Origin of the sequence: Microvirga arabica (assembly GCF_016811235.1) — a bacterium.
Lineage (GTDB): Bacteria > Pseudomonadota > Alphaproteobacteria > Rhizobiales > Beijerinckiaceae > Microvirga > Microvirga arabica.
On sequence record NZ_JAFBID010000005.1, the window covers coordinates 13,445 to 30,923 of the forward strand.

General features: G+C 66.6%; 23 protein-coding genes. 5 read left to right on the forward strand and 18 right to left on the reverse strand.

Annotated elements, in window-relative coordinates; genetic code table 11:
• Positions 1 to 17 precede the first annotated feature (17 nt).
• The 4 genes from JQC81_RS03900 to JQC81_RS03915 all read right to left on the reverse strand — a co-directional run bounded on the left by JQC81_RS03900 (position 18) and on the right by JQC81_RS03915 (position 4,545).
• Complete coding sequence (locus tag JQC81_RS03900; RefSeq protein WP_203270414.1) at positions 18 to 281, reverse strand: hypothetical protein; 264 nt, start codon at positions 279 to 281, stop codon at positions 18 to 20.
• Between the two features lie 419 nt (positions 282 to 700).
• The gene (locus JQC81_RS03905; protein ID WP_203270415.1) at positions 701 to 1,117 is read right to left on the reverse strand and encodes a hypothetical protein; all 417 of its coding nucleotides are present in this window, start codon (positions 1,115 to 1,117) and stop codon (positions 701 to 703) included.
• Positions 1,118 to 1,319: 202 nt separating this feature from the next.
• Positions 1,320 to 1,718, reverse strand: coding sequence for a hypothetical protein (locus JQC81_RS03910; protein WP_203270416.1), 399 nt, complete (start codon positions 1,716 to 1,718; stop codon positions 1,320 to 1,322).
• Positions 1,719 to 2,421: 703 nt separating this feature from the next.
• Positions 2,422 to 4,545 (reverse strand): hypothetical protein, encoded by a 2,124-nt coding sequence (locus JQC81_RS03915; RefSeq protein WP_203270417.1) that lies wholly within the window; start codon positions 4,543 to 4,545, stop codon positions 2,422 to 2,424.
• Positions 4,546 to 5,377: 832 nt separating this feature from the next.
• Between JQC81_RS03915 and JQC81_RS03920 the strand changes: the two genes are divergently transcribed.
• From JQC81_RS03920 to arsH, 4 genes are read left to right on the forward strand one after another with little or no spacing between them, the layout of a single operon-like run.
• Positions 5,378 to 5,734, forward strand: a complete 357-nt coding sequence (locus tag JQC81_RS03920; protein WP_203270418.1) for an ArsR/SmtB family transcription factor — start codon at positions 5,378 to 5,380, stop codon at positions 5,732 to 5,734.
• Positions 5,727 to 6,269, forward strand: a complete 543-nt coding sequence (locus JQC81_RS03925) for an arsenate reductase ArsC (protein WP_203270419.1) — start codon at positions 5,727 to 5,729, stop codon at positions 6,267 to 6,269. Before JQC81_RS03920 ends, JQC81_RS03925 begins: the two co-directional genes overlap by 8 nt.
• A gap of 10 nt (positions 6,270 to 6,279) precedes the next feature.
• Positions 6,280 to 7,347, forward strand: coding sequence for an ACR3 family arsenite efflux transporter (gene arsB, locus JQC81_RS03930; RefSeq protein ID WP_203270420.1), 1,068 nt, complete (start codon positions 6,280 to 6,282; stop codon positions 7,345 to 7,347).
• Positions 7,340 to 8,074, forward strand: a complete 735-nt coding sequence (gene arsH, locus JQC81_RS03935; protein WP_312887468.1) for an arsenical resistance protein ArsH — start codon at positions 7,340 to 7,342, stop codon at positions 8,072 to 8,074. The genes arsB and arsH overlap by 8 nt, the downstream gene beginning before the upstream one ends.
• A 27-nt stretch (positions 8,075 to 8,101) precedes the next feature.
• Here arsH and JQC81_RS03940 read toward each other — a convergent pair whose 3' ends face one another.
• The 7 genes from JQC81_RS03940 to JQC81_RS03970 all read right to left on the reverse strand — a co-directional run bounded on the left by JQC81_RS03940 (position 8,102) and on the right by JQC81_RS03970 (position 13,348).
• Complete coding sequence (locus tag JQC81_RS03940; protein ID WP_203270421.1) at positions 8,102 to 9,466, reverse strand: dihydrolipoyl dehydrogenase family protein; 1,365 nt, start codon at positions 9,464 to 9,466, stop codon at positions 8,102 to 8,104.
• A gap of 168 nt (positions 9,467 to 9,634) precedes the next feature.
• On the reverse strand, positions 9,635 to 10,015 hold the full coding sequence (hisI, locus tag JQC81_RS03945) for a phosphoribosyl-AMP cyclohydrolase (protein ID WP_203270422.1): 381 nt from the start codon (positions 10,013 to 10,015) through the stop codon (positions 9,635 to 9,637).
• Positions 9,996 to 10,340, reverse strand: a complete 345-nt coding sequence (locus tag JQC81_RS03950; RefSeq protein WP_203270423.1) for a hypothetical protein — start codon at positions 10,338 to 10,340, stop codon at positions 9,996 to 9,998. Before JQC81_RS03950 ends, hisI begins: the two co-directional genes overlap by 20 nt.
• Positions 10,337 to 11,113, reverse strand: coding sequence for an alkylmercury lyase family protein (locus JQC81_RS03955; protein WP_203270424.1), 777 nt, complete (start codon positions 11,111 to 11,113; stop codon positions 10,337 to 10,339). Before JQC81_RS03955 ends, JQC81_RS03950 begins: the two co-directional genes overlap by 4 nt.
• 40 nt (positions 11,114 to 11,153) lie before the next feature.
• On the reverse strand, positions 11,154 to 12,587 hold the full coding sequence (gene merA, locus JQC81_RS03960; RefSeq protein WP_203270425.1) for a mercury(II) reductase: 1,434 nt from the start codon (positions 12,585 to 12,587) through the stop codon (positions 11,154 to 11,156).
• Between the two features lie 36 nt (positions 12,588 to 12,623).
• The gene (locus JQC81_RS03965; RefSeq protein ID WP_203270426.1) at positions 12,624 to 12,920 is read right to left on the reverse strand and encodes a cation transporter; all 297 of its coding nucleotides are present in this window, start codon (positions 12,918 to 12,920) and stop codon (positions 12,624 to 12,626) included.
• An 11-nt stretch (positions 12,921 to 12,931) separates the two neighbouring features.
• Entirely contained in the window at positions 12,932 to 13,348 is a 417-nt protein-coding gene (locus tag JQC81_RS03970; RefSeq protein WP_203270427.1) for a mercuric transporter MerT family protein, read from the reverse strand.
• A 71-nt stretch (positions 13,349 to 13,419) separates the two neighbouring features.
• Between JQC81_RS03970 and JQC81_RS03975 the strand changes: the two genes are divergently transcribed.
• Complete coding sequence (locus JQC81_RS03975; RefSeq protein WP_203270428.1) at positions 13,420 to 13,857, forward strand: MerR family transcriptional regulator; 438 nt, start codon at positions 13,420 to 13,422, stop codon at positions 13,855 to 13,857.
• Between the two features lie 47 nt (positions 13,858 to 13,904).
• On the opposite strand, the gene JQC81_RS03980 is transcribed toward JQC81_RS03975, so the two are convergent.
• The 7 genes from JQC81_RS03980 to JQC81_RS04010 all read right to left on the reverse strand — a co-directional run bounded on the left by JQC81_RS03980 (position 13,905) and on the right by JQC81_RS04010 (position 17,450).
• Positions 13,905 to 14,405, reverse strand: a complete 501-nt coding sequence (locus JQC81_RS03980; RefSeq protein WP_246520219.1) for a c-type cytochrome — start codon at positions 14,403 to 14,405, stop codon at positions 13,905 to 13,907.
• Positions 14,368 to 14,889: a hypothetical protein gene (locus JQC81_RS03985; RefSeq protein WP_203270429.1), complete on the reverse strand. Its 522-nt coding sequence runs from the start codon at positions 14,887 to 14,889 to the stop codon at positions 14,368 to 14,370. The genes JQC81_RS03980 and JQC81_RS03985 overlap by 38 nt, the downstream gene beginning before the upstream one ends.
• A 122-nt stretch (positions 14,890 to 15,011) precedes the next feature.
• On the reverse strand, positions 15,012 to 15,896 hold the full coding sequence (locus JQC81_RS03990; protein ID WP_203270430.1) for a beta propeller repeat protein: 885 nt from the start codon (positions 15,894 to 15,896) through the stop codon (positions 15,012 to 15,014).
• A gap of 72 nt (positions 15,897 to 15,968) precedes the next feature.
• Positions 15,969 to 16,187, reverse strand: a complete 219-nt coding sequence (locus JQC81_RS03995; protein ID WP_203270431.1) for a hypothetical protein — start codon at positions 16,185 to 16,187, stop codon at positions 15,969 to 15,971.
• Positions 16,188 to 16,345: 158 nt separating this feature from the next.
• Positions 16,346 to 16,654, reverse strand: a complete 309-nt coding sequence (locus JQC81_RS04000; protein WP_161725199.1) for a hypothetical protein — start codon at positions 16,652 to 16,654, stop codon at positions 16,346 to 16,348.
• Between the two features lie 53 nt (positions 16,655 to 16,707).
• Positions 16,708 to 17,019: a hypothetical protein gene (locus JQC81_RS04005; RefSeq protein WP_203270432.1), complete on the reverse strand. Its 312-nt coding sequence runs from the start codon at positions 17,017 to 17,019 to the stop codon at positions 16,708 to 16,710.
• 107 nt (positions 17,020 to 17,126) lie between these two features.
• Positions 17,127 to 17,450 carry a hypothetical protein gene (locus JQC81_RS04010; RefSeq protein WP_203270433.1) on the reverse strand — a complete coding sequence of 108 codons (324 nt, stop codon included), beginning with the start codon at positions 17,448 to 17,450 and terminating at the stop codon, positions 17,127 to 17,129.
• Between the last annotated feature and the right edge of the window lie 29 nt (positions 17,451 to 17,479).

The following is a 17,479-nucleotide window of genomic DNA, read 5'->3' on the forward strand; positions in this document are numbered from 1 at the left end:
TGCCGGGATGCCCGGGCTCAGTGCTGGCCGACGACCCGGGCGAGCTTGCCCTCGGCGGCCAGAGCCCGGAGCTTCATGGCCTTGAGCTCTTGTCGCAGCGCGGCCTCCCGGCGGTGCGCTTCGGCGAGCGCATGGCCGAGGCGGCAGACGGCGTCGGCCGCGCGCTGCTCGGAGATCCCTTGCAGAATGTCGGCCCGCCAGGCCGCCCGCTCGGCCTTCGTGTTCTCGATGGTCGAGTGCAGGGCGGCGGCGATGCCGAAGGCGACGGGAGCGGCTTGCATGTGGACCTCCAAGTCTAGCTTGACCGGAGCCTGACATAAGAAAACTTCAGCTGCAAACAAAGACTTAGCCCAGGGTTAAGTTTCCCCTGGCCTTTGTGCGGGGAGGCCGCGCAACGGCGTGCGGGCCAACTTTTCCCCGGGTCTTTGGCGTCCCTACGTTACTCCTATTAAGAGTAACACTTTTCCAAGCGCGCGCCGTGGGGTCCTCGGGGATCCGACGGCAGGATCCTGGGCTCCTCGCCTACAGGCCGGCGGCACCCCATAAAGAAAAATGCATGAAATCCACGCAGCCCTTGCACTTTCCTGTTGTGCCTTTCCCTGTGGGACCGACGTGGAGCAGACGTCGGATGCATGTCGGACAGACATCGCGCAGGCGTGCGCGCACGCCGTCACACGCTGGCGCGTGGCGTCACGAAATCTCAGTCATCGAAAGTGATGCGGGGGTTGCGCAGGCCGACGGCGGCGACGGCCAGGAGCCGCTGCAGCCCCCAGTCCTCGATGTCGCCGGCCCTGAGCTTGGTGCGGGCCTTGTCGTGCCTCATGCCGCGCTTGCGCATGTTAGCCGGGCGGGCGGAGGGGACGGCGTGCTCGACGGCGTGGACTGGGTCGAGCTGGATGCCGTCGAAGTGCTCGGCAATCCGCTTGGCCGTGGCCTTCGCGATCTCCGAGGCCGAGCGCTTGCCGAGCTCGCCGTCGTAAGCCTCGACGAGCTGGTCGCTGCGTACGCCCTTGGAGCGGCGCGCGCGAGACGGCGTCCACGATCTGCCGGCGGACGGCCTTCGAGAACGGCGCCGGGCGGTCGAAGACCCTCTTGGCCTCGTCGCGGGCGATGTCACGGGCGGCGAACGCGACGCCGTTCAGGGCGAACGCCAGCGCCCGGGGCAGCACGCGGCCATAACTCCCGTACAGGTTCTGCCACGACGTCATGTTGATGAGCTGGATCGAGAGCCGGTTCTGATACAGCGTCGGCGCTAGCGGTGGAGCGGGAGGTGTTGCCATGAGATCCCCGGCAGGACGTGGGTCCGGTCGGGGGATCATTCAGGGTCCGGCGGTATCGCGCGAGGTCGTATCGTCTGGGATGTCCGCCCCGAGCCGCGCCATGAGGACCTCGGTGATGCCGTCCTCCTTGAGCTTGGGATTGGCCTTCAGGATCGCCAGGGCGCGGACCATGACCCTGCGCAGGTCGGGGTGGTCGCGCAGGGCCTGGACCGCCTGGTGCGTGAAGCCTGCCGCGCCTGCGTTCACACCCGCCTCGCGCATCGCCTCGATGACGGCGTCGCCCAGCGCCCCGTCGAAGGTCCTCTTGTCGGGGCGGCCTTGGGCCTCGCGGTTGTGACGCGACGTGGCGGCCCGCTCCGCACCGCTCTTCCGCTTCGAGGACCGGCGCGGCGGGAAGGATGGCTGGGGGATCGGCTCGGGGACGGGCGTGCTGTTCATGGCCCGATTGTGGCCCGGGCAGGGAAAAGGACAAGGGGCGATTGAGCGGGGTCGAGGGCCAACGCCGTCACGCCGGAGGCCCGAAATGAGTAGGCCCGCCACCTGCTTGAGCGGGTGGACGGGCCTGGCTGTGATGAGGTGCATCAGCGAGCATCTGGATACTACCGCGCCACCAAGCCCGGGACAAGAGTCCCTATGCGTTTTTCCCGCTTAGGTCGTTGATTTTCCTGACCAAGTTCGGATTGGCCAATCCTTCGGAGTTCTCGATCTCTATGGGCCTGAACGACCCGCGTGCGAGGCTCCAGGAGGCTGCTCGGATGGACCTGCGGGAGAGTGACGAGCTCCTGGCCGAGACTGCTCGGGAGAGCCTATGATATGAGGCCCTGGGGCCATGGGTGACGAGGACATACGGCCGGCGGGTAAGGGAGGGACGAGAGACCACGGAGGAGGCCGCGAGGCAGGAGGTCTCGGAAGAAGCGGAGGGAGACCAGGAGGCACCGGAGTCCACCGGGAGACCACGGAGTCCACGCCCAAGGACCCGGAGAGAGAGACCCAGTGAACCCGGCGACTCCCCCCTCTCCCACCTGTAAGTCGCTAGAGCGATTTTCCCAAGCCTCGCAGTGAGTTACTACCCAAATTCTGGAGGCCACGGAGGAGGCGGAGGACGACGCGGAGACAGGGCCCGGAGCCGAGGTACCGGAGGTCAAGGAGAGGACCCGGAGACCTCGGAGGACCAGCGGTCCATCCATGCGAACGGCGCGAGCATCTCCTCCACAGACCACAGCGACCCCGACCCGGAGACCCCGGAGCCCTCCCCCTCTCCCACCTGTAAGTCGCTGGAGCCGTTTCCCTTTATCTCGCAAGGAGTTACCACCCGAATTTCGGCGCAGAACGCGGCCTGCATTATCGCCTTCAATTCAGCCTCGAAACGGACCGGGCAGATGAAGCTGTCGTGGACGGGCAGGCACGGGATATTCGCCTTCATGCAGGCCTTCAGGACCCGGATGGCGATCCGGCTGTCGAGGTACATCAGATCGATCCCGGCATCCGATCCGATGGCGTCGGCGATGACGGGGTTGTGGTCGACCACGGCCTGGAGGATCACCTCCGTCTCCGGCTTCCTGTGCCGCCACCACTTCCTCGGGTCGTCGCTCTTCCACCGGCTCAGGAGCGAGCCGACGGTCTCTGGGATCGTCGCGGCGTTGATGGCGGTGTTCAAGGCCGCCTTGCAGTCCCGGCGCTCAAGGCCGGGCACCCTGTACGGGTCGAACCCCTTGGGCATGGGGGCGCCCCGCTGGGCGTACAAAATCGCGGGGTGCAGGGCGACGAAGTCCAACTCCACCGTCGGCTCGCCGTTGATGAGCAGCTTCTTCCTCCATGTCCGCGGGACGTTCTGCCAGTACCCATAGAGGCGACCGCCCTTGGTGAACGAGCTCCGGGAGAAGCTGCGGTAGAGCTGCGGGTACTCGGTCGGGGCCACGACGGAGGTGATCGTCTCCCACCGCAAGTTCCGGAAGACCCGCTTCTCGAAGACCCACTGCCCGTGCCTGGTCGGCTCCATGCCGGGCAGCTCGACCGTGATCCCGCGCAGGAACACGTTGATCGACCGGATCTCCTTCTCCATCCCGATGACGGCACCGGTGCGCTTGAAAGGAACGAGCTCCTTATCCTTGTCCCGCATCCGGATCACCGACCGGATCTCAGGCTTGCGCCGGATCTGGACGCCGTCGAACGCCCGCAGGAGCTTGCCCATGGCCCAGATCCGCGACTGCTCGCCCCTCGTCCAGTTCTCCCCGCCGCCGGCGGTCCAGCCGCCGAGGTATCCGTCCTTGAGGAGCGGATCGACGGCACCCTTCACCACACAGGCATACGTGTAGCTTTGGCCGTCGTACCAGGCGCGGGACGCGTAGTGGTCCCGGTTGCGCGAGTAGGAGACGATGAGCCCCGCATCGAAGGCGACCAGGGCGGAGGCGATCACCGCCGCATAGGCCTTGATCTGGGCCTTGCGGGGCTGCTTTCCGTCAGGCAGCGGGAGACCGGCGGCGATGACGGAGGCCTCTACGGCCTTTTCGTCCAGGTCATGGTCGAAGCGGATGGGCATGTCCGGGGATCCGGCGGGGAGCGGGTCCCCCACCTCGATCCCGTCGAGGTCCTCTTCGTCCTCCACGACGTCCAGGATCTCCTGCGGCGGCAGGATCTCGTCCGAGGGCGGAAGCGGCAGTTCCTCGGGCCGCTCCTCTTCGAGGGTGATGGCGATGTCGAGATTGGACACGTAGATGTAGGTGGCGCAGGCGGCCTCGGGCTCGCTCTCGCTCTCGACCGCAGGCTCGTCGTCGACGGGCTCGGCCGCTGGAGCCTCCTCCGCCTCTGGCGACGGGACAAACTCGGGCTCGGGCTGCTGCCGGGCTGCCTTGCGCTCCTCCTCAGCCTCTTTCTGGCGCTGAAACTCAGCCGCCTTGCGCTTTACCCAGATCGGGTCCTCGCCGAGCGGCAGGGCGAAAATATCCCGATAGTCCCCGTATTCGCCGTCGGAGTTACGCTGGTCCGAATCGTCGGGCTTCTCGGGCGGGGGGCCGGCGGTGATGTACGTCGCGACCGCGCGGTGCAGGGCGCTGCGGTACTTGGGCTTGTCGGCCTGCTTCGCGGGCGCCTTGGCGGGCGGCTTGATCTTGCCCGAGGCCACGCGCTCCTTCCGCTCGGCTTCGCACTTGGCGATGAAGGCCGGCTCATGGGGCTGCCCGCCCCACTCGAACATGAACGCGGGGATGCCGAATTCCACGATGCCACGCCGCACCTCGGCGCGCTGCTCTTCTGTGTACCTGAACATGTGATTGCTCGCTTCTGTTGTCGAGCGACGGGGCACCTCTACACCGCCGCTCGACCATCAGGATCCCTCCGCAGTTACCCTAGGTCAACACCCGTTTGCTGGGTTAATTAATGATATCAAATACTTAGGATGCGCGGTGCAGGTCCGGGCGGAACCCGCCTGCGAGCCTCCTGGATGCCCCTGCCGTGGGCTTGCGCGAGCCGGGACACACTGGGATAGTCCCGGCGCGGGAAAGGACTGGAAGGGCTATCCAGGAGGCTTCCGGGGCTATGTCATCTTTGGGCATCCGTTTCGCCGCAGCCTGTGGATGACGGTTACGGGGCCGTTCCTTGCAAATCGTCATCCAGCGCCCGCGAACCCCATGGAAGCCCCGTTCGCCCCATCACCGCCCCATGGGCCGAGATGGGGCGCATGGCGTGTTTTCAATGACTTAGCTCATTCGCTTGTCGAGATCCTCGCGCCCATGGCGTTGCTCATCCAAGCCCATTCCCATGCCATGGGCCCATGGGCAGACAGATCACCGCAAGGTCAGGCCAAGACGCTGCGGATGGAGGGCGAAATGGTGCCGGATCGCAGCGTTCACACCAGCCTAGGCATCGAGGTCGGACGGCACGAAAATCGACCCCACCGCCCGAGCGGCGATGCGCTGCCGTGGACTACTCCCGCATGAAGGCCTGGATCTCCTCGGGCGTGGCTTTGCCGTCCTTGTTGGCGTCGACCCTGTCGAAGATCCGCCGTGATCTTGGCGCCCTTGTTGGCCTCCATCCCGGATGGATCCCTCCGACACACGTTGCGCTTGCACATTCTTCGATACGTCGATAAGTCTCGACACATGGAATCAGAGAACGTCATCTTGGCCCTTGCAGCGCTCGCCCAGTCGACCCGCCTCGACGTGTTCCGTCTCTTGGTGAAGCATGAGCCTGATGGGATGCCCGCAGGTGACATCGCCCGCGAGTTGGCCGTCCCGCACAACACGATGTCGAGCCATCTTGGCATCTTGTCCCGGGCAGGCCTCGTCCGCTCCGAGCGCCGGAGCCGATCAATCATCTATCGTGCCGACCTCATCAGGCTCCGCGAGGTGATGACCTTCCTGCTGAGAGACTGCTGTGGCGGACACCCGGACGTGTGCGCCCCCCTCCTCGACGTCATGACGCCTTGCTGCCCTGCCAAGGAGAGCGCCGATGGCTGACCGCCCCTTCGACGTCTTGTTCCTCTGCACGGGCAACACCGCCCGCTCGGTCGTGGCGGAAGGCATCCTGCGCAAGGACGGCGCCGGACGCTTCAACGCCTTCTCGGCCGGGAGCCAGCCCAAGGGCACGGTCAACCCGTTCGCCCTCAAGGTGCTCGACAGTTTCGGCTACCCGGCCGATGGTTTCCGCTCGAAGAGTTGGGACGAGTTCTCTGGTCCCAGCGCGCCGCAGATGGACTTCATCTTCACAGTCTGCGACAGCGCCGCCGGCGAAGCCTGCCCAGTCTGGATCGGCCATCCGGCCACGGCCCACTGGGGCATCGAGGATCCCGCTGCCGCCGAGGGCTCGGACATCGACAAGGAGCGGGCCTTCGTCCAAGCCTTCAAGTTCCTCAAGAACCGAATCTCCGCCTTCCTGGCCCTGCCAGTGGCGAGCCTCGACCAAGCCGCCCTCACCCATCGTCTGAAGGAGATCGGCCGGCTGGAGAGCGCAACCTCCGGCACCGTTCTCCCCTTCGACCGCCACTCGGACTGAGACCTCATCCATGTCCGTTTTCGAACGCTACCTGACCCTCTGGGTCGCCCTCTGCATTGTCGCGGGCATCGCCCTCGGCCATGCCTTCCCCGGCTTCTTCCAGGCCGTCGGCGCGCTTGAGGTCGCCAAGGTCAACCTGCCCGTTGCCGCCCTGATCTGGCTCATGGTCATCCCCATGCTGATCAAGATCGACTTCGCCTCGCTGGGGCGGGTGCGGGAGCATTGGCGCGGCATCAGCGTGACCCTGTTCATCAACTGGGCGGTGAAGCCATTCTCGATGGCAGCCCTGGGCTGGCTTTTCATCGGCTACGTGTTCAGGCCCTACCTGCCCGCCGACCAGATCAACTCGTACATCGCTGGCTTGATCATCCTCGCGGCCGCGCCCTGCACGGCGATGGTGTTCGTGTGGAGCCATCTGACCAAGGGCGAGCCGCACTTCACGCTGAGCCAAGTGGCGCTCAACGACGTGATCATGGTGGTGGCCTTCGCACCCATCGTCGGCCTGCTGCTCGGGCTGTCGGCGATCACGGTGCCGTGGGACACGCTCCTGCTCTCGGTTGTGCTCTACATCGTCATCCCTGTGATCCTGGCCCAGTTTCTGCGTTCGCGCCTGATTGCCCAGGGCGGTGAAGCGGCCCTTGCCGGCCTGCTCCGGATCCTGCAGCCGCTCTCGCTAGTTTCGCTGCTTGCCACCCTCGTGCTGCTGTTCGGCTTCCAGGGCGAGCAGATCCTGGCGCAGCCGCTGATCATCGCCATGCTGGCGGTCCCGATCCTGATCCAGGTCTACTTCAACTCCGGGCTGGCCTACCTGCTCAACCGGATCGCGGGCGAGCAGCACTGCGTCGCCGGCCCCTCGGCCCTGATCGGCGCCAGCAACTTCTTCGAATTGGCCGTGGCCGCAGCCATAAGCCTGTTCGGGTTCAACTCGGGAGCCGCATTGGCGACCGTGGTCGGCGTCCTGATCGAGGTGCCCGTGATGCTCTCGGTGGTGTGGATCGTGAACCGCAGCCAGGGATGGTACGAGCGCGGGGCCCGGCAGGCGGCTCCTTCTGCACGGAGGATGCCCGCCGGTGAGTGACCTTCCCAACATCGATTTCTCCGTCCTCGACGTGCCGGACCTCGGCAAGCTGGAGCCACGGCGGGTGTCCACGCACCCTCCCCGCATCCTTCTGCTCTACGGCTCGCTGCGAGAGCGCTCCTACAGCCGCTTCCTCACCTTGGAGGCGGAGCGCCTGCTCCGCCACTTCGGCGCCGAGACCCGCGTATTTGACCCGCATGGCCTACCGCTGCCGGATGCCACCGCCAGCAACCATCCCAAGGTGCAGGAACTCCGCGACCTGTCGCTTTGGTCCGAGGGGCAGGTCTGGTGCAGCCCGGAACGGCATGGCGCCATGAGCGCGGTGATGAAGGCCCAGATCGACTGGATCCCGCTGTCGACGGGTGCTGTGCGTCCGACGCAAGGGCGCACGCTCGCCGTCATGCAGGTCTCCGGCGGCTCGCAGTCGTTCAACGCAGTCAACCAGCTACGGGTGCTCGGGCGCTGGATGCGGATGGTGACGATCCCGAACCAGTCTTCCGTTGCCAAGGCATTCCAGGAGTTCGACGAGGCCGGGCGGATGAAGCCCTCCTCCTACTACGACCGCGTCGTCGACGTGATGGAGGAACTGGTGAAGTTCACGCTGCTGACGCGTGACCGCTCCGACTACCTCACCGACCGCTACAGCGAGCGCAAGGAGGCGGCGGAGAAGGAAGCCAAGCGTCTCGCCGCGGAGGCAATGAGCCACGAAGTCAAGGTGGCCGAGTAGCCGACGGTCGCTTCCTGGGAGACAGATCTACAGCATGTAGCCGATATCTGATGCCCCGGTCGGGTAGGCGAACATCGTCGTCTTCAGGTCCTCGGCGGTGAGCCCGTGGCGGATCGCCAGACCGAAGAGGTTGATCACCTCGTCCACGTGAGGCCCGACGAGATGGGCTCCAATGACGAGATCCGTCTCTTCATCGACCAGCACCTTGAAGCCGTATACGGTTTCGGCGAGGCGGCGTGCCGTGTACCAATTTGGTACGAGCTGGCTCTGCACCCGGAACTTCAGGCCCTTCTCGCGCGCCTCCTGCTCGCTCAGGCCGACGCTGGCGATGGGCGGGATCGTGAAGGCGACACTCGGGATCCCACGGTAGTCGGGCCGATGCCGGCCGCCGTCCAAAATGTTGCGCACGACGACCTTGGCGTCGTGGCTCGACACAGGTGTCAGTGGCGGCCCCATCCGGGCGGCATCGCCTGCGGCATAGGCGGCCGGATTGGAGACGCTCTGGAGGAATTCGTTGAGCTTCAGGTGCCCACGCTGATCCCGCTCGACATCTGCGGCCTGAAGGTCGAGAAAGTCGACATCGGGGATACGCCCGGCGGCGTGGACCACCAGGTCGGCCTCGACTGTCACGGGTTGGCCGCCGTCGGCATTCGCCCGGGCCCGGACCAGGAAGCCGCGGTCGGTTTTCTCCACGCCCTCGACCGAAGTCCGGGTGCGCACGTCAACGCCGATCTCTCGGAACTTCTCCATCAGCCAGCCGACGAGGTCGGCATCGAAGTGAGGCAGCATGCGCTCCCCACGCTGGAGGATCGTGACCTTCGCGCCGGCGCGGGCCACAATGTGCGAAAACTCGGCGGCGATGTAGCCACCGCCGACCAGGACAATGCGCTCCGGCAGTTCCTCCAATTCGAGGAATTCCGCGTTGGTGATGAGGAACTCCTCGCCCGGGAAGCCGAGCGGCGCCGGCCGTGCTCCGGCGGCGATCAGGATATGCTGCGCTTCGAGCCGGTCCCCGCCGTCCAGCTCGACCGCGTTCGGGGCGATGAAGCGGGCCTGGGCGTGGTACGCATCGATGCCGTGCTCGGCATAGCGCTTCTCCTGTTTCTCCGGGACTGGCCCGGTGAACGTCCGCTTGAAGGCGATGAGGTCGCGCCAAACAATCCGCGCGTCGTCGGCCGCCACGCCGCGTCCCGTCATGCGCCGGACGTCGTCGATGACCTGTGCCCCGGTCACCAGCATCTTCTTGGGGTCGCAGCCGCGCAGGGCGCAGGTGCCGCCGAACGGGCGGTAGTCGGCCACCGCGACCTTCCGGCCGGCAGAGGCCATCCGGTGGCTGGCCACCATCGCGGCGGTTCCCGATCCGATCACAATCAGGTCGTAGCTCTTGGCCATGCTGGCCTCCTGTGCTTCGGGCAGCTCCGTTCAAGAGCGACGGTCCGTAACCGCGGTCACCACGCCGTCGGGGGCAATCGCTCCACGAACGATGGGGAAACAGATCTGGAGTTGCTACAGGTTCCCGCCGGGTTAAGGAGTTTCTGAGCACCGAACGACGGTCGGCGCTCACGCCGGGCGGAGAGTTGGCCCCTCAGGTCCATCCTCGATCACACGGTAAAAGCAGCCTGTCCGTCCGGTGTGGCAACAGCCACCATCGCCGCCGACTCGGACCTTGAGCCAAACGGTGTCCTGGTCGCAGTCGACCCGCAGCTCCTGGACATGCTGGATCTGGCCGCTGGTCGCGCCCTTGTGCCAGAGCTCCCGGCGGGACCGGCTCCAGTACCAGGCCTCGCCGGTCGCGATGGTCCGGTTCAGCGCCTCCGCGTTCATCCACGCCAGCATCAGGACCTCCCCCGTCACCACGTCCGTAGCGACTGCCGGGACAAGGCCATCCCCGTTGAAGGCCACCGCCAGGACGGAGCCCTCCTCAATGTTTCGCTTCGACATCCTGCCTCCTGATCCCGACTTTCACCACAACACGGTCGGGAAACTGCAAGGCACGGGATCCCGTCGTGCAACATGGGCTGCCCGGCAATTCGCGCGAGGTACCCGGAGAGGCGGCGGAAGCAGCCTTTCTCTGGTGCATCCGCCAGGACACCAGCAGAGCCGCGGTTGCGGCAACGCTGACGACGCCCAGGCTAACGGATCCGCTGAGCCACCCAAGCAGGCCTCCGACCGAGCCGACAACTGCAGCCGGCCCGAGGCAGCACATCGCGTAGAGGGGAAGCACGACGACGAAGGTGACAAGCATCGCGACCAGTTTGTCATTCACGGCAGATCCTCCGACCCGTCGTCTTGCCTTGCGGCGGCGAGGACAGGCCCGAATATCGCGCGGCCGACCTCCAGGGCCTCGTTCATGTCCAGGCGGGCTCCCGCGCGCGGGCTTGCCTGGCTGCCGAGCCAGCGTTGCAGGTGCCCGTCGGAGCAGAAGAACGCGATGGCCGGACAGCACGATGAGGCCGCGTTGTCGGTGTACGCAAAGTCGTACCAGACGACCGCCTCGGGATGGGACACGCTCCGCAGCGCCCGGCCCACATCGACGGTCGTGACGCGGATCGTCTCGCCGCAGGAACGGCATTGCGACTCGACGGTGACATCGGTGCCGTACATCGCGGCGACGCCGAGGGCGTCGATGGCACACAGGGCATTCAGGACATGGCCATCGAGCTCGACCCGGTGTCCGGTCGCCCGCTCGGTGAAGGGATAGGCCAGCCAGATGGTCTCCGTCCCGGCATCGAGACCAACGAGATCGCGCAGTTGGAGCTTGCGCAGGAGCGCGCCGACGCGGCCTCCGTCGATCCCCGTCGTGGCGGCGATCTCGTCGATGCTTGGAGGCCGCCCCTTGGCCGCGTAGAGCCGCAGGACGGTGCGCCAGACGATGTCCTCGTTCGTTTCGAGCGCGTGCGACCACTTGACGAGCAGGCCCGAACGGGCCGTCATGCGTCCGGCAAGAGCCTGTCGGGCGGCCGGCGTCGTCGCAGCCGACCAGGCCGGGCGCAACACGCCCGGCCTGATCTCCGCCGCACGCTCCCGTGCGGGGTTCACGGTGGTGGTCATGGCTCATCCTCCATGGAGCTGTCTGCCGCTATCCTGCGCAGCAGGACAGCTTCTTGACGTCCCTGTCGAAGACCTGGGCGGCGAGCTTGAGCCCCTCGACGGTGGTCAGGTACGGGAAGATTGCCTCCGCGAGATCATCAATCGTGAGCCCGCCGCGGATCGCCATGGCCGCCGTCTGGATGCTGTCCGCACCTTCGGGCGCCAGGATGTGGGCCCCGAGCAGCTTGCGGGAGCCCCGGTCCGCCACGAGCTTGATCAGGCCCCGCGTGTCGCGGGCGGCCAGCGCCCGGGGCACGTTGTCCAGCGACAGCACCGAGGTCCGCACGTCATGTCCGGCGGCGCGGGCCTGCGCCTCCGTCAACCCGACGCTCGCGACCTGCGGGTCGGTGAAGACCACCGCCGGCATGGCCGAGTTGTCATAGCGCAGGCTGTCGCCGTTCAGGGCATTCTTCACCGCGAGCTTCGCCCCGTAGGCGGCCATGTAGACGAACTGGTCCTTGCCGGTGACGTCACCGGCCGCATAGACGCCGGCCTTGCTGGTGCGCATCCGGTCGTCGACGAGAATGGCACCGGCGGGGGTCTGGGCGACACCCGCCTCCGCAAGGCCGAGGCTTTCCGTGTTGGGGGCGCGTCCGGTTGCGACCAGAATGCGCTCGGCGCGGATGGTCTGCGCAAGCCCATCCCTGACGACCGTGAGCGCGACCCCATCCTCCGTCCTGCGAACGGCGTCGTAAGCCAAACCGCCCATGACCGTGATGCCCTCGTTTGCCAGGTAGCCGGCAAGGGCCGTCCCGATCTCAGGCTCGGCCTCGGGCAGAAGGCGGCTGCGGAAGACCAGCGTCACCTCGACCCCGGCACGGGCGAAGGTCTGCGCAAGCTCGGCTCCGATGTAGCCGCCACCCACCACGATCATGGAGCGGGGCAGCTCGATCAGCGACAGCGCCGCCGTGCTGTCGAGCGCGGACACGTCCGCGATGCCCGGAATGGCAGGCAGAGCGGGCCGCGTCCCGGTCGCGATGATGATGCGGTCGGAGGCAAGGCGCCTGCCGCCGGCCTCCACGCCGCCGTCGACGAGTCGGGCCTGGCCCTCATGGTAGGCGACGTTGTTGTAGGCCGGCAGGAGGTCGGCATACTTGGCCTGGCGCAGGCTCGCGACGAGGCCGTCCTTCTGGGCGACCAGGGCCTGCCAGTCGGCGACCTGCGCACTGCCTTCAATCCCGGCAAAGCGCGAGGCTGTGTTGGCGTGGTGCACCGCCTCGGTGGCCCAGATCAGGGCCTTCGAGGGCACGCAGCCGACATTGACGCAGCTGCCGCCCAGCGTGCCGTAGCCGACAAGGGCGACCTGCGCCCCCTGCTCGGCAGCCGTGATGGCAGCGGAAAATCCGGCCGACCCGGCCCCAACCACCACCAGATCGTAGAGGTCGTTGCCGTTCTTCGCGCCCGTGGCGCAGCAGTCACTCATGATCTCAACTTTCGTGTGTTCTGGTCAGGACGTGGTTTATGAAGAGCCCTTCACGGTCGAGGGAAAGCCGGCATTGGTCGTTGCCTTGGTCAGCGCCTCGGGCGTGACCTTTTCATCGTCGAAGGTGACGGTCGCCGTCGCCATGCCGTCAGCTTCAATGACTGTGACCTGGCTGACGCCCGGAACGCGGGAGAGCGCCTTCTTCACAATCGGGGCGCAGCTCACGCAGCTCACGTTCTCCACCTCAAGCGTGACGGTCCGTGGCGCGGCCATGGCTCCGCCCGCGAGCATCAGGGCGGAGGCGGTCAGGGCGATACGAAACAAGGTCTTCATCTCAGGTCTCCTCACAGGCTGATCAACAGCGGGGCGGTGTAGGGGAAGGTGACGGCCGCCAAGACGAGCACGGCAGCCGTCCAGAGGCCGATTTTGGCGATGCGGCTCGATCCCGGGCGCGCACAGGAGCTTCCCGACGCGCAGGCCGCCTTGGGTTGGCGATAGACCCGCCAGAAGCCAAACGTCAGGAAGGCCACCGCCACGGCCACGAAGGCGGGCTGGTAGGGTGCCAGCGCGGTCAGGTTGCTAATCCATGCTCCACCCACCCCGAAACCGAACAGCGCGAGTGGCAGGACGCAGCAGGACGAGGCGCCGAGCGCGGCCAGAAGGCCTCCCACCGCCAGCAGACCTTGGCTGTCACGGGGAGCGCTCTCGCTCGCTGGCCGGCTCTCCAGGTCACGTGCCTCTGCACGGGTCGATGAACGCATCAAACAATCTCCTTTACGTCGATGGAGCCACCGTGCATCCTGTAGTGACTACAGGAGCAAGAGGATTTTTGATGGAGGCGATCACGCATTCGCGAGCTGACACGTTCCCCATCGGCGAGCTGTCACGGCTCACAGGAGTGAACATCGAGACCATCCGCTATTACGAGAGGATCGGGATGCTGCCCGCGCCACCCCGTAGTGAGGGGGGCCGAAGGGTCTATGATCAGCACCATACACGCGTACTGGCCTTCATCCGGCGTGGCCGCGAGCTCGGGTTCACTTTGGACGAGATCAAGGCACTCCTGGCGCTGGGTGGCCCGGAGCGGGCCCCGTGCGGCGAGGTTAGCGAAATTGCCACGAAGCACCTGGATGACATCCGCACGAAGATCGCCGACCTCAGGAAGCTTGAGCGGTTGCTCGGGCAAACGATTGACCGCTGCGAAGGTGGCACCGCCCCCGAGTGCCCGGTGCTCGACATCCTCTCGCCCGAGCCGAGGCGCCGTGCATAGTTCCTCGCCTTTCTCCGTTGTGGCGGCGGGCCTCCACGATGCCGCCGTTACTTCTGGCGAGCGGCGTCCGCCCGGCTGCGTTCGTCCTGGTAGCGGCGAGCCCGCTCCGGCCATGTACTCCGGATGTAGGCGAGCACCGCCGCGATCTCCTGGTCGTCCAGCGTTCCCTCGAACGCCGGCATGTCGCTTTCGTGTCCTGGCACAACCGCTCCCATGCCCTTCTTGGTGATCAGGAAGAGCTCGCGGTCGCTGTGATGCCAGGTGTGCCCGTTCTCGTCGTGGGGAGGTGCCGGCAGGCGGCCGTTCACCTTCGGCGTCTGCCAGTCCGGCTGGCCTTCGAGCTTCAGGCCATGGCAGGAGGCGCAGTGGACGTCGTAGAGCTGCCGACCATGGGCCACCATCGGGTCCGCGGCCCAGAGACGAAGACCAAACCAGGCCGTCGCGGCTCCTGTGACGGTGACGGCACCCACCGCGAGCCAGGGCCGGTGGGGGCGCAGCCTGGCCGTCCTGTCAGACCGCACGGAGAGGCTCGACAGGGTGGCGTTCATTCCCGGTTCGGGCGGCCCATGCGAAGGCGGCGAGCGGGACCACGATCCACTGCAGCAGCGGGGACAGCCCGACATGGAAGCCGAACACCGGGAACACGGGCATCAGGTCGGAATAGGCCCACGCCGCGCGGACCACGATGTTGAGCCACTCGCTGAAGGTCGTATAGCCAAGCCCAAAAGCAACAGTCAGCGCAGCCACGGTGCGAAACCGCTCGGCCGGCCAGGCGCCGGTGCCGACGGTCAGCAAGGCGATGGTCAGGCTGGAAAGGGCAATGAGGATGTCCCCGCCCGTGCAATGGACGGCCGCAAACGCGATTTCAGCCCAGGATCCAGTCGTCCAGAGCGTGTAGAGCGGCATGTGGGCGAATTCCCAAGCGAGATTGCCCAGGGCCATGGCGATCAAGTACCGGCGCAGTGCCGCGTGCCAGGATCGGGCGATGCCAGAAGGGCGGCCCGTGGCCGTGTGGATTGCGCCGGTCGTCAATTCGCCTCCTCGGATTGTTGGTGCCCGTCCTCCAAAGCCCGTGCCAAGACAGCCCCGCCGGAGCACCGGCTCCTCGGGATGAGGGCGCGTTGCGCCCGGGGATGGTCTGCGCCCGGAGCCATCTAAGAGCCACCGGCTCCCATCTCGGACCATGTCTGTCCCCGGTCCGTGCTGGTGAGCACGCGGCCGCGCGCCGTTGCGACGAAGAGGCGGGCTGGATTGGCGGGATCTCCCGTAAGATGCAGAGGAACGCCCCCGCCAAAGTCGTCGCCGACGGTTGCGAACGCCAGCGACTCGGCGTCGGAGCGCAGGAGGCCACGCCCGACGACGTATGCGTAGAGCGAACCATCGGGCGTCACCTCAACGAGGCTCACGGGCGCCCCGGCAAGGACGGTCGTCCAGCCCTTGCCGCCGTCACTGCTCACAAGGAGGCCATTCTCCGTGGCGGCGTAGAGCGTGTCTGATGCCTTGGCGGAAGCGGCGAGGTCGATCAACTTGTTCGGGGTGGGGCCCACGACCGTCCAGGTTCTGCCGGCGTCCCGGCTCACCTGGAGCCCGCCGTACGCGCCATAGATCGTCGCGGGGTCCGCGCTGCTCACGCTCATCTGGTGGAAATCGACGGGTCCCTTCACGCCCGGCGAGACCTGCCGCCAGGTGGCACCGCCGTCAGTGGAGGCGATGAAACCCAGGTTGCCTCCGCGTGCGGGGTGCCCGCTCGCGAACAGCGTCTTCGGGTCTGTCGGATGCGGGGTGAACCCCATGAAGTCCTGAACCTCCGAAATCCGCTCCGCGCGTCCGTCCGGGCCAGCCCGGAAAAGGCCGTGATGGGTCGCGATCAGGAGCCGCGACGGGTCCTGACGGTCCACGGCAAGCCCGTGGATATGCGTCTGGCGCGGCAACTCCGCCACGCGCACGGTTTCCGATGCCTTCGACGCAGTCGCGCCGATGACCACCAACGGGCCGATCACCGCAAGGGCGAGCCAACTGGGTCCTCGGGAAGATCTCATCGCGGCGCTCTTTCATTTCTGATCGGCCCGGCCGGCGCGACACCGCTCCGCAGGGCTCGTGATCGGCTGGGGTCAGTGCCGGCTCGGGGGAGCGGTGTCGGCGTCCTCCGCCCCCGAGGCTGGTTCCAGGATCGAACGGCAGGCGCGATGGATCGCGGGTCCCTCGAACTCCGGATCGAGCGCCTCAAGGGCGTAAAGCAGATGGTCTGCCACGTCCAAGCGCTTGTCCGCAACAGCCTGTTCGAAGGCCAGGAACACCTGGCGCTCAAGTGCATCGAAACTGCGGGGCATGATGGTACTCCTTTGGCTTGCGGCCGCCTCGCAGGGGGCGGCGACCGATCCTTCTCCGTCCACGGAAGACGGACTTCGCCGGCCTCCGGCCCTGCCCGTGATGGGGGATGCGGCCGCCGCAGGGGAGGTCATGACGCGGCGGCCGCCCGTCGCGCCGCCTACCCCTTCTGTTCGGGGGTGGCCGGCGGGGTCTCGCGCGACGGATTCTGATTGTTCATCGACTGCATCATGCGATTGCAGTCCTCCATCATTTTCATCATGCCGGCCATGCCGCCCATGTCACCGCCGCTCATGTTGCCGCCCATGTTCCCCATGCCGCCCATGTTCCCCATGCCACCCATGTTGCCCATGCCCTGGCCTTGCGATGCGCCTGGGGCGGGGGCACCCTGGGCGTGGAGCGCCGGAGCCATTGCCACGGTCGCACCGAGCGCGGCGAGGGCGAGAGTTGTCTTCGTGAAGGTGTTCATGTCTGCATCTCCTTGGATGTCGTAGTGTATGTCGTGAATGGGTTCGGTTGCGGTCAGGCCGGTTCCGCGCCCCCTTGGCCAGCGTTGGCCGCCCGCACCGGGACTGCGCCATTGCTCTCGCTCTTGCAGGCGTTGCCGCCCTTCATGCACAGGCCGACCGCGCACATGGCCGCGCACGGCGCCAAGGCCAACAGCAACGGCGCAATACCCGCGGCCACGAGCCAGCCCCAGTTCAGAGCGGCGCCGCCGACCAACAGGATCGCCGCCAGGGCGATCCAGGTACGCCGCCCGCCCCGTCTGAGCCGGCTGAATGGCTGCGGCACGCGGCTCGACTTCGTCATGACGGAACCGTTGCTTGCGTTCATGTGGAGACCTCCGTTGATGTGCTCCATGCACTTCTGACTATAAGTTCGGAGGCAGCCGCGGATCGGTTACATGCTCACGCGGTCGTGAAGGGCCGGTCCCGATATCGTCAAGGCATCTGCGCCCCGGATATATCGGCTAAGCTTCGGTCTTGTGATGCTCCTGCGGGTGCAGGCGATCTTGAGAGCGCGGAAGTCGAGCGCGCACGGTCCAGGAAAGCCCGCGAGGATGGGTCCGGACGCGTGCCGGGGCCGATGCCTTGAAATGACAGCACCATGAACACGGCCATGCCCCCCAGCATCAGCCAGACGAGCCTGCGCAAGGCACGCACGCCGGCCTTGGCTTGGCTCGACCGGATACGCCGCCTCGGACGCCGGCCCTTGTGCCAGGTGATGTCGGACCGTTGCGCCCGAAATTCGGATTGTCGTGCCATGGAGCCCTCCGGCCCAACGCTTTGCATCA

Bases quoted from the DNA above. Each gene is read 5' to 3' on its own strand.
- JQC81_RS03920 (WP_203270418.1), top strand. From the start codon at position 5,378: ATGGAATCAGAGAACGTCATCTTGGCCCTTGCAGCGCTCGCCCAGTCG.
- JQC81_RS03975 (WP_203270428.1), top strand. From the start codon at position 13,420: ATGGAGGCGATCACGCATTCGCGAGCTGACACGTTCCCCATCGGCGAG.
- JQC81_RS03965 (WP_203270426.1), bottom strand. From the start codon at position 12,920: ATGAAGACCTTGTTTCGTATCGCCCTGACCGCCTCCGCCCTGATGCTC.
- JQC81_RS03940 (WP_203270421.1), bottom strand. From the start codon at position 9,466: ATGGCCAAGAGCTACGACCTGATTGTGATCGGATCGGGAACCGCCGCG.
- JQC81_RS04000 (WP_161725199.1), bottom strand. From the start codon at position 16,654: ATGAACACCTTCACGAAGACAACTCTCGCCCTCGCCGCGCTCGGTGCG.
- arsB (WP_203270420.1), top strand. From the start codon at position 6,280: ATGTCCGTTTTCGAACGCTACCTGACCCTCTGGGTCGCCCTCTGCATT.
- hisI (WP_203270422.1), bottom strand. From the start codon at position 10,015: ATGTCGAAGCGAAACATTGAGGAGGGCTCCGTCCTGGCGGTGGCCTTC.
- JQC81_RS03915 (WP_203270417.1), bottom strand. From the start codon at position 4,545: ATGTTCAGGTACACAGAAGAGCAGCGCGCCGAGGTGCGGCGTGGCATC.
- JQC81_RS03970 (WP_203270427.1), bottom strand. From the start codon at position 13,348: ATGCGTTCATCGACCCGTGCAGAGGCACGTGACCTGGAGAGCCGGCCA.
- JQC81_RS03990 (WP_203270430.1), bottom strand. From the start codon at position 15,896: ATGAGATCTTCCCGAGGACCCAGTTGGCTCGCCCTTGCGGTGATCGGC.
- JQC81_RS03980 (WP_246520219.1), bottom strand. From the start codon at position 14,405: ATGAACGCCACCCTGTCGAGCCTCTCCGTGCGGTCTGACAGGACGGCC.
- merA (WP_203270425.1), bottom strand. From the start codon at position 12,587: ATGAGTGACTGCTGCGCCACGGGCGCGAAGAACGGCAACGACCTCTAC.
- JQC81_RS04010 (WP_203270433.1), bottom strand. From the start codon at position 17,450: ATGGCACGACAATCCGAATTTCGGGCGCAACGGTCCGACATCACCTGG.
- JQC81_RS03925 (WP_203270419.1), top strand. From the start codon at position 5,727: ATGGCTGACCGCCCCTTCGACGTCTTGTTCCTCTGCACGGGCAACACC.
- JQC81_RS04005 (WP_203270432.1), bottom strand. From the start codon at position 17,019: ATGAACGCAAGCAACGGTTCCGTCATGACGAAGTCGAGCCGCGTGCCG.
- JQC81_RS03910 (WP_203270416.1), bottom strand. From the start codon at position 1,718: ATGAACAGCACGCCCGTCCCCGAGCCGATCCCCCAGCCATCCTTCCCG.
- JQC81_RS03900 (WP_203270414.1), bottom strand. From the start codon at position 281: ATGCAAGCCGCTCCCGTCGCCTTCGGCATCGCCGCCGCCCTGCACTCG.
- JQC81_RS03995 (WP_203270431.1), bottom strand. From the start codon at position 16,187: ATGCCCCGCAGTTTCGATGCACTTGAGCGCCAGGTGTTCCTGGCCTTC.